This window comes from Corynebacterium sp. ACRPF (genome assembly GCF_022347395.1).
GTDB lineage: Bacteria > Actinomycetota > Actinomycetes > Mycobacteriales > Mycobacteriaceae > Corynebacterium > Corynebacterium tuberculostearicum_D.
The window spans coordinates 1-6,229 of the sequence record NZ_JAKRNB010000032.1; the positions used below are offsets into that span (position 1 = coordinate 1).

Genomic DNA, 6,229 nt, shown 5'->3' on the forward strand with positions numbered 1-6,229 from the left:
GCAACTCAACCGCCGCCCCCGCAAAACCCTGGGCTTTCAAACACCAGCCGAGAAAATGGCCGCACTGATAAACTCAACCGAAACATAAGACGTGTTTCCACGACCACTAGAATCCGCCGGTGACTACAAAACGGAAACATCCCCCTGCCCCGCGTGTGCGGGGAGGGGGATGAAATCTACCTAGAGGAGATTACTTGGTGTTAGCGGAACCGCCAGCAGCCTCAATCTTCTCTACAGCAGACTTGGAGAACTTGTCAGCGGTGACGTTCAACTTAACGTTGATGTCGCCGTTGCCCAGAACCTTGACCGGCTTGTTAGCGCGGACCAGGCCAGCAGCTGCGATGTCAGCAACGGTGATGTCGCCGCCATCTGCGAACTTCTCAGCCAGGTCAGCAACGTTAACTACCTGGTACTCAACGTGGTTCGGGTTCTTGAAGCCCTTCAACTTAGGCAGACGCATGTGGATCGGCATCTGGCCACCCTCGAAAGCAGCGGAAACCTGCTTACGAGCACCGGTGCCCTTGGTACCGCGACCAGCGGTCTTACCCTTGGATGCCTCACCGCGGCCGACGCGGGTCTTAGGCTTGTTTGCTCCTGCGGTTGGGCGCAGGTCGTGCAGCTTGATGATATCAGCCATGGTTTACTCCCCTGCCACTTCTTCGACGGTGACCAGGTGGCGAACCTTATGAACCATACCGCGAACGATCGGGGTGTCCTGCTTAACTACGGACTGACCGATGCGCTTGAGACCAAGAGCCTCAATGTTCTTGCGGTGGTTCGGATTGGTGCCCACCAGGCCCTTTACCTGTGTAATCTTCAGAGCCATTGTTTATGCCTCCTGACCTGCGCGCTTGCGCAGCATACGGGCCGGGGTGACCTCTTCGAGGGACTTGCCACGACGTGCGGCGACCTCTTCAGGGCGGACCAGCTGCTTGAGGCCGTCCACGGTAGCGCGGACGACGTTGAGTGCATTGTCGGAGCCCAGGGACTTCGACAGGATGTCCTGCACGCCAGCGCATTCGAGCACTGGACGAGCAGCACCACCAGCGATAACACCGGTACCAGGTGCGGCAGGCTTCATCATGACGATGCCAGCTGCGTCGCGACCCTCAACCGGGTGGGTGATGGTGCCGGCAATCATCGGAACGCGGAAGAAGTTTTTGCGAGCCTCTTCAGCGCCCTTCTGGATTGCGGCCGGGACTTCCTTGGCCTTGCCGTAACCAACGCCAACCTGACCCTGGCCGTCACCAACGACGACGAGGGCGGTGAAGGACATGTTGCGGCCACCCTTAACGGTCTTGGAGACGCGGTTGATGGTCACAACGCGCTCGATGTACTTATCGCGCTCGTTGTCCTGGTGGTTACGACGATCGTTGCGGCGGCCGTTGCCACCGCGGTTGTTCTTGTTGTTCTCGGCGGAGCGTCCGCCGTCACGCTGTTCACGGTCCGACATTAGGCGTTCCTTCCGTTGATGTTTCCGTTGACGATGATCATTAGAACTTCAGACCACCTTCACGTGCGGCGTCAGCCAGCGCAGCGACGCGGCCGTGGTACTTGTAGCCTGCGCGGTCAAATACGACGTGCTCGATGCCAGCGGCCTTAGCGCGCTCGGCAACCAGCTCGCCTACCTTGGCAGCCTTGGCCTTCTTATCGCCCTCGAGTGCACGAACGTCCGCCTCCATGGAGGATGCGGAGACCAGGGTGTGGCCTGCCAGGTCATCGATGACCTGCACGTGCATGTGACGGGAGGAGCGGTGAAGAACCAGACGCGGTGCCTCAGGGGTGCCACGCAGGGTCTTACGGATACGGAAGTGACGGCGTGCGCGTGCTTCGCGACGACGAGAGGAAATGTCCTTGCCGACTGGAGTGCGCTTGGTGTTTTCAGTGTTTGCCATTGCTTACTTACCCGTCTTTCCGACCTTGCGACGGATCTGCTCGCCCTCGTAGCGAATACCCTTGCCCTTGTAAGGATCGTCCTTACGCAGACGACGGATATTAGCGGCGATCTGTCCGACTAGTTGCTTGTCAATACCGGTAATGGACAGCTTGGTTGCGCCGTCCACTGCGAAGGTAATTCCCTCCGGAGCCTCGATGAGGATCGGGTGGGAGTAGCCCAGGCTGAATTCCAGGTCCTTACCCTTCTGCTGGACACGGTAGCCGACACCGAAGATTTCCATCTTGATGGTGTAGCCCTCGGTCACGCCAACAACGGCGTTGTTCAGCAGGGAGCGGGACAGACCGTGCAGCGCACGGTGCTTGCGGTGGTCATCAGGGCGGGAGACGGACAGTACACCGTCTTCCAGGTTGATGGCGATAGGCTCTGGAACGTTAACGCTCTGGGTGCCCTTTGGGCCCTTAACCTCAACGTCTTGGCCGTTGATCTTGATTTCGACGCCGTTCGGTACGGCGATTGGTGCTAGACCGACTCGAGACATGTGTCAAACCTCCCTTTACCAGACGTAGGCGAGAACTTCTCCGCCTACGCCCTTCTCCTCAGCCTGACGGTCAGTCAGCACGCCGTGGGACGTGGAAATGATAGCCACGCCCAGGCCGCCCAAGACCTGTGGCAGTTCGGTGGACTTTGCGTACACACGCAGACCCGGCTTAGACACGCGACGCAGGCCAGACAGGGAGCGCTCGCGGTTGTTGTACTTCAGCTCGAGGGACAGGGTGTGGCCCTCGACGGTGTAGTCAGCGATGTAGCCTTCCTGCTTCAAGATGTCGGCAATGTTTGCCTTCAGCTTGGAGGTAGGCATCGACACGGTGTCATGGTGCGCATTACTTGCGTTGCGCACGCGCGACAGCATGTCGGCAATAGGATCAGTCATAGTCATATGAGTGACCGTGTACCTTTCTCGTTGCGGTTCCCGTGCTCACCAAAGCGTTCTCCGTGTGATTTCGGGCTACTCACGCTCCCTACGGTCAATACCGTAAGGCGCTCGCCACCCTTTGATTCAGACAACGGTCCGCTATCTACGGCGAGGGGCCTACAACAAAGTTGATGTTCAGTTCTTGCATCGGCTCAGCGCTTTCTGCAGCTCAGCGCGCCAAAATCCGCAATGATTGGGGCACGCCAACGCCTCGGCGCAAGCACGAGGTACTATGCTACGCCATAACCTGCGGTTTTCCAAATAATCTAGCGCCTTCATTAGAGTCGAGACCAGCACGAACGTATATAAGGAGATGGTGATGAGCCAAACACACGAGGACCCCATCCAATCCGCACACGAGTGGCTCGAAGAAGCCGCCCGTCATCTCGGCCTCGATCCTCAGGAGGCAACCGCACTCACCCGCGAGATCCTGGACCTCACCAAGGACGTTGCACACAATCGCTCCCGCCCCGCGGCCCCACTTACTGCCTTCCTCGTGGGTCTAGCCTCCAGCAATGTAGAGGAAGCCCGCAGCAATATCGATGTCCTGAAGCAGGAGCTGCAGTAATGGCCGGCCGCAAGAACTCTACCTTTGCCGTCACCAAGGTCCGCCTGGGAGATGGCCTGCAGGTCGATACCCGCGCCGATACCGTCGCCGGCGAGGAGCCCCTGGAAATCCGCGCGGGTGGCCAGACCATCACCACAACCATGCGCACTCCCGGCCATGACATTGAGCTGGCGCATGGATTCTTGCATTCAGAGGGCCATATTGCTTCGCTTAACGATGTCTCGGAGGCCCGCTACTGCGCCGGCTCCACCGTCGACGGGATGAACACTTATAACTTGCTCGACGTCGATCTAGCCAAGAAGAATGTGCTCGACCTCAGCGATCTGCGCTTGACCACCACAACTTCTGCCTGCGGCGTTTGCGGTACCTCCTCCATCGAGGCACTAACCAAGCACACCCGGTACCCGATTCCACAGGTACCGGTGGACCCCTATGTCATTGCCAAGCTGCCCGAAGCTCTGCGCGCCGAGCAAAAACAGTTTAAGAAAACCGGCGGCATCCATGCCGCCGGCGCCTTCACCCTAGACGGAGAACCGGTGGTCATCCGCGAAGATATCGGCCGGCACAATGCCGCCGATAAGGTCATCGGTCACCTTCTGCTAGAAGATCGACTGCCTGCAGACGATCTCATCTTGGTAATGAGCTCGCGCGCCAGCTTTGAGCTCGTCCAAAAGGCCGCGATGGCCGGCTTCGGAATGCTGGTTGCCGTCAGCGCCGCCTCCTCCTTAGCGGTGGAAACGGCCCGCGAAACTGGCATGGCACTCGTGGGCTTCGCCCGCGGTGACCGTTTTAACCTTTATTCTGGGGAGCTCGCTTAGTCGCGGTAGGCTTCAGGGCCGCGATTGAGCCACGCGTAGACGCCGCCAACTAAAAGGCCGCCGCCAATAAAGTTGCCGATCCAGACCAGGATCCAATTGAGAGCCACGTTACCAGCAGTCAGGGCTACCGGCACCGGATCGGAAGCGAATAGCGTGATGCTAAACAGGCAGAAGTTCGCGATAACGTGCTCCAGGCCCAGGCCAACAAAGGCGCCAATAATCGGAATGATGACGAAGAACTTAGAGACAATGTCCTTAGCAAAGATGGCGCCGACGATGCCCATATTGACCACAAAGTTCGCCGCGATTCCCTCTACCAGCATTCCCTGCGGGGACTTGGTCAGCTTCCCCTCAGAAAGGGTGACCAACAGATGCGAAGGATCCATTTCAGCGAATTTTGCGGACATACCCATGATGGCCGCAAAGATGACTGCGCCCACCAGATTGAAGAGAGTCGTGATGAGCAAAAGGTAGAAGGCTTTGCCCCACGAAACCTGCTTATTGCTTGCGGCATAGACCATATACATCATGTTTCCCGTGGCCAGATCCGCGCCCAGAATCAAAATGGCGAAGAGCCCGAGGCCAAAGAATAGAGCAAAGGTCACCGCACCCAAGCCTGGTGCTACACCATTGACGGCTTGGCCAACCACACCAGCAAATGCGGTACCGATGCACAGGTACACGCCGGCCAAAGTGGAGCGCACCGCGAAGCGAGAGAAGGATTCATCTAATAAGGTGACCTTCTTGACGGCCGCCGCCTTAGCGGCATCATTGAGAGACATCTTCTACCTCATTAATTAGAGCGAATTAAATCCCTGTAATCTTATCGTGACCACCTGATTCCGCGTCAATTCCGGGTATGCATACCCCTGCGTTGTAAGCTAGAGCTTTCCTATAACCCTTATTTTCTCTTCGGAGGTCGCATGGATTCCCACTACCGGCCGCGGCGGGAACCGAATCGGCTTCCCGCTAATGGGCGCCGCAGCGTTCCATCGCGATCCGACCGCACAGATGCTGATCGCCAGTGGCGCCAGGCCGAAACGCGCACCCGCCAACAACAGCGCCGCCACCCGCCGCGCCGCATTGAGGACACCTCACTTCCCCGGCACCGCCGCAAACCCACCATGTGGGAGCGGATCAAAAAGGTATGGAAGTCCTCCGGCATCCTTCGCGTGGTCACCGGCATCGTTGCCACCGTGTTACTCGCCAGCACGATTAACCGCGTGGTCAACCCTCCAGAGGGACTAGAAACCAATGAAGTCACTGCAGAAGAGGCACCTGCCATCGACCCTTCACCTGCAGTCGAGCTCTTCATCCCAGCTATTGAGGTTCATGCCGATTTTCAAGACGGCTCCTGCCGCGTAGTCAACGGCGCCATCAATCCGGACTCCATGAACAAGGCCTGCACCTATACTGCCGAAGACCGCCCTTATTCTCTGCCGGGCACGACGTCCCAGGACCTCGTGGTCATTGCCGGCCATACCGGTGCGGGAGTGCCAGGCGTTTTCAATAACCTCTACGATGGCTCTGCCAATGAGCACAAGGTTCATCTGGGAGACAAGCTCTACGTGCGCACCCAAAATTCCGGCCAGAACTGGCTCATCTATACTGCTACCGACTTACACGACCCAGATAAACAGGGGCTTTCTGACGACGCCTCTATTTGGGGCGAAGGCCCCATGCCCGGCCGCCTTCTCACCATCAGTTGCATTCAACCTGCGAATCCGCTGGAGCCAGCGGTGCGCAACGCGGTCGTCGGCTGGCAGTATGAGGGCACCACGCACACAGAGGCCGAAAGCGCCTAAGCCACACCCGCACAAGCCGGCGCCTGCGCACCTTTGAATCCAAACTGCTTGATTTCTAGCGGTCGTGGAAACACCTGACATGGGTTAGGTGATTGTGTGGAGTCGAAATGGGTTCCGGATTCTGCTGTTGTGGCGCGGTTTGCGTCGTTGGTTCGGGCTGGTAGTTCA

10 protein-coding genes are annotated in these 6,229 nt (G+C 58.3%); 3 read left to right on the forward strand and 7 right to left on the reverse strand.

Annotation, left to right across the window (positions count from 1 at the left end):
• Positions 1–190: 190 nt before the first annotated feature.
• From rplO to rpsH, 6 genes are read right to left on the reverse strand one after another with little or no spacing between them, the layout of a single operon-like run.
• Entirely contained in the window at positions 191–637 is a 447-nt protein-coding gene (gene rplO, locus MHX61_RS11120) for a 50S ribosomal protein L15 (protein WP_005322777.1), read from the reverse strand.
• 3 nt (positions 638–640) lie between these two features.
• The gene (gene rpmD, locus MHX61_RS11125) at positions 641–826 is read right to left on the reverse strand and encodes a 50S ribosomal protein L30 (protein ID WP_204610229.1); all 186 of its coding nucleotides are present in this window, start codon (positions 824–826) and stop codon (positions 641–643) included.
• A gap of 3 nt (positions 827–829) precedes the next feature.
• A complete protein-coding gene (gene rpsE, locus MHX61_RS11130) occupies positions 830–1,453 on the reverse strand; it encodes a 30S ribosomal protein S5 (RefSeq protein WP_239194921.1) in 624 nt (207 codons plus the stop codon).
• A 40-nt stretch (positions 1,454–1,493) separates the two neighbouring features.
• The gene (rplR, locus tag MHX61_RS11135) at positions 1,494–1,895 is read right to left on the reverse strand and encodes a 50S ribosomal protein L18 (RefSeq protein ID WP_005322788.1); all 402 of its coding nucleotides are present in this window, start codon (positions 1,893–1,895) and stop codon (positions 1,494–1,496) included.
• 3 nt (positions 1,896–1,898) lie between these two features.
• Positions 1,899–2,435: a 50S ribosomal protein L6 gene (gene rplF, locus MHX61_RS11140; protein ID WP_005322792.1), complete on the reverse strand. Its 537-nt coding sequence runs from the start codon at positions 2,433–2,435 to the stop codon at positions 1,899–1,901.
• Between the two features lie 15 nt (positions 2,436–2,450).
• Positions 2,451–2,834, reverse strand: a complete 384-nt coding sequence (rpsH, locus tag MHX61_RS11145) for a 30S ribosomal protein S8 (protein WP_005322799.1) — start codon at positions 2,832–2,834, stop codon at positions 2,451–2,453.
• Between the two features lie 355 nt (positions 2,835–3,189).
• On the opposite strand from rpsH, the gene MHX61_RS11150 reads away from it, so the two are divergent.
• Positions 3,190–3,438, forward strand: coding sequence for a DUF6457 domain-containing protein (locus tag MHX61_RS11150; RefSeq protein ID WP_040424880.1), 249 nt, complete (start codon positions 3,190–3,192; stop codon positions 3,436–3,438).
• Positions 3,438–4,256 carry a formate dehydrogenase accessory sulfurtransferase FdhD gene (gene fdhD, locus MHX61_RS11155; RefSeq protein WP_239194923.1) on the forward strand — a complete coding sequence of 273 codons (819 nt, stop codon included), beginning with the start codon at positions 3,438–3,440 and terminating at the stop codon, positions 4,254–4,256. Before MHX61_RS11150 ends, fdhD begins: the two co-directional genes overlap by 1 nt.
• Here fdhD and MHX61_RS11160 read toward each other — a convergent pair.
• Positions 4,253–5,038 carry a formate/nitrite transporter family protein gene (locus MHX61_RS11160; protein WP_239194925.1) on the reverse strand — a complete coding sequence of 262 codons (786 nt, stop codon included), beginning with the start codon at positions 5,036–5,038 and terminating at the stop codon, positions 4,253–4,255. The two genes, fdhD and MHX61_RS11160, sit on opposite strands and share 4 nt — an antisense overlap.
• Positions 5,039–5,179: 141 nt before the next feature.
• On the opposite strand from MHX61_RS11160, the gene MHX61_RS11165 reads away from it, so the two are divergent.
• The gene (locus tag MHX61_RS11165; protein ID WP_239194927.1) at positions 5,180–6,061 is read left to right on the forward strand and encodes a hypothetical protein; all 882 of its coding nucleotides are present in this window, start codon (positions 5,180–5,182) and stop codon (positions 6,059–6,061) included.
• Positions 6,062–6,229 lie beyond the last annotated feature (168 nt).

Coding starts and splice junctions, on each gene's coding strand:
- fdhD (WP_239194923.1), top strand. CDS start 3,438: ATGGCCGGCCGCAAGAACTCTACCTTTGCCGTCACCAAGGTCCGCCTG.
- MHX61_RS11150 (WP_040424880.1), top strand. CDS start 3,190: ATGAGCCAAACACACGAGGACCCCATCCAATCCGCACACGAGTGGCTC.
- rplR (WP_005322788.1), bottom strand. CDS start 1,895: ATGGCAAACACTGAAAACACCAAGCGCACTCCAGTCGGCAAGGACATT.
- rpmD (WP_204610229.1), bottom strand. CDS start 826: ATGGCTCTGAAGATTACACAGGTAAAGGGCCTGGTGGGCACCAATCCG.
- rpsH (WP_005322799.1), bottom strand. CDS start 2,834: ATGACTATGACTGATCCTATTGCCGACATGCTGTCGCGCGTGCGCAAC.
- rpsE (WP_239194921.1), bottom strand. CDS start 1,453: ATGTCGGACCGTGAACAGCGTGACGGCGGACGCTCCGCCGAGAACAAC.
- MHX61_RS11160 (WP_239194925.1), bottom strand. CDS start 5,038: ATGTCTCTCAATGATGCCGCTAAGGCGGCGGCCGTCAAGAAGGTCACC.
- rplO (WP_005322777.1), bottom strand. CDS start 637: ATGGCTGATATCATCAAGCTGCACGACCTGCGCCCAACCGCAGGAGCA.
- rplF (WP_005322792.1), bottom strand. CDS start 2,435: ATGTCTCGAGTCGGTCTAGCACCAATCGCCGTACCGAACGGCGTCGAA.
- MHX61_RS11165 (WP_239194927.1), top strand. CDS start 5,180: ATGGATTCCCACTACCGGCCGCGGCGGGAACCGAATCGGCTTCCCGCT.